The sequence below is a fragment of the Okeania sp. SIO2B3 genome, from assembly GCF_010672525.1.
GTDB lineage: Bacteria > Cyanobacteriota > Cyanobacteriia > Cyanobacteriales > Microcoleaceae > Okeania.
In genome coordinates, this window is the sequence record NZ_JAAHGH010000236.1 from 1 (window position 1) to 1,504 (window position 1,504).

The 1,504-nt window shown below is 37.8% G+C and carries 2 protein-coding genes; one reads left to right on the forward strand and one right to left on the reverse strand.

Annotated features, from left to right (window positions below):
- The first annotated feature begins 9 nt into the window (after positions 1–9).
- Complete coding sequence (locus tag F6K15_RS37885) at positions 10–630, forward strand: Uma2 family endonuclease (RefSeq protein ID WP_293071245.1); 621 nt, start codon at positions 10–12, stop codon at positions 628–630.
- A gap of 167 nt (positions 631–797) precedes the next feature.
- Here F6K15_RS37885 and F6K15_RS37890 read toward each other — a convergent pair.
- Positions 798–1,504, reverse strand: a 707-nt coding sequence (locus F6K15_RS37890; protein ID WP_293071247.1) for a hypothetical protein, incomplete at its 5' end; no start/stop codon positions are given.

Sequence of the window (1,504 nt, forward strand, 5' to 3'; positions counted from 1 at the left end):
CTATTTTAGATGATTCTATTAAATGACTTATCCGAACGTCTCCAGATTGACGACCCGGAAGAACGTCATACCATTAGTCCGGTGAGTTGGTCACAATACGAAACATTATTGTCAGTTTTGGGGGATCGCTCCTCCTACCGTATCAGTTATTTAGATGGAGTTTTGGAAATCGTGGCCCCTAGTCGTCGGCATGAAAGTGGAAAAACCCGAATTGGAACGTTATTAGAAATTTATTTTCTGGAAACTAACACAGAATACTTTCCCACAGGTTCCACAACTTTTAGTAAGTCTGAACAGTCTGTGGGAGGGGAACCAGACGAGAGTTATTGTATTGGCACAGATAAAGAATTCCCCGATTTGGTCATTGAAGTCGTTGTCACGTCGGGTGGGATTAATAAGTTGGCTCTCTATCAACAACTTGGGATACAAGAAGTTTGGTTTTGGCAATTCGATCGCCTTGCTATTTACTATCTGCGGCAAGATTCGGAGCAATTCACTGCAACCAAAGGTTATGAGGCCATTAATCGCAGTAAAGTTTTACCTGAATTAAACATTGAGTTATTAACCAAATGTATTCAGAATCCAAGTCCTCTTGCTGCTGCTAAAGCGTTTCGAGAAGGAATTTGTTAAGTTAAAGAAGGATTGCTGGAGACAGCAATATGAGTGTATGGGGATTCAAACCAAAATCAACTACTAGATTCGGCAAGGGGTCTCCCGTTATAATCAGGCGATTTAACGGGAGAGAACTTCACATTCGTAGAGATGAGTTTTCCCAATTTGCGGTCGGGAAAAGGATATTATGCTACTTGGGAATTAGAGATTTTCTCGGGTTTATAATACTTAGGAACATCTAAAGTTGGCTCTCCAAGTAGTTCCATAAATCCCCATTGTTCTCTACCAGGTAAAAATTTAGCTTTAATTTCCACAAAGTAGCGATCGCCTTGTTGATCTTTCTCCAATTTAGGATTAAATCTGAACGGTTTAACTGGAGCATCCCTCCACAATACAGGTACATGATTTGCCCTAGTTAATTTCTTGTTTAATTTCTCATTATCAAATTTTTTCTTTAATTGTGAGACGCGATCGTCTTTTCCTTTTCTATTCCTGTGAATAGAAATTACAGGACATTTACAAACCGCTATAAACTGCCACAAACCTGATAATTTAAATTCGTTAACCTTCAAATCTAAATGAGGAGTATCATTAGCTGCAATTATTGTAAAACCTAGTTTAGGGGGAGTATTTTTGTTAGGAAAATGTGTGAGGTAAGGATAAACAGTTACATACCTATCTTTGTCAGGATTGTAGTCTAGCCTGAGAAACTCTTTTACCTTGGGGCTATTATAAATTAATCCATAAGTTTTTCCTTCTGAAATTAGATTGTAGTAAGCATCATTATCCTCATATCGCCTGACTATTTTGCCATATAAAATTCCTATACCTTGGAAAGCATAATCTTGTTTAGGTGGCAGGCTTTCTTCTTCTTTATTTTCTAATTTTTCTT

Excerpts from the sequence above, each read along its gene's own strand:
- F6K15_RS37885 (WP_293071245.1), top strand. The coding sequence starts at position 10 with ATGATTCTATTAAATGACTTATCCGAACGTCTCCAGATTGACGACCCG.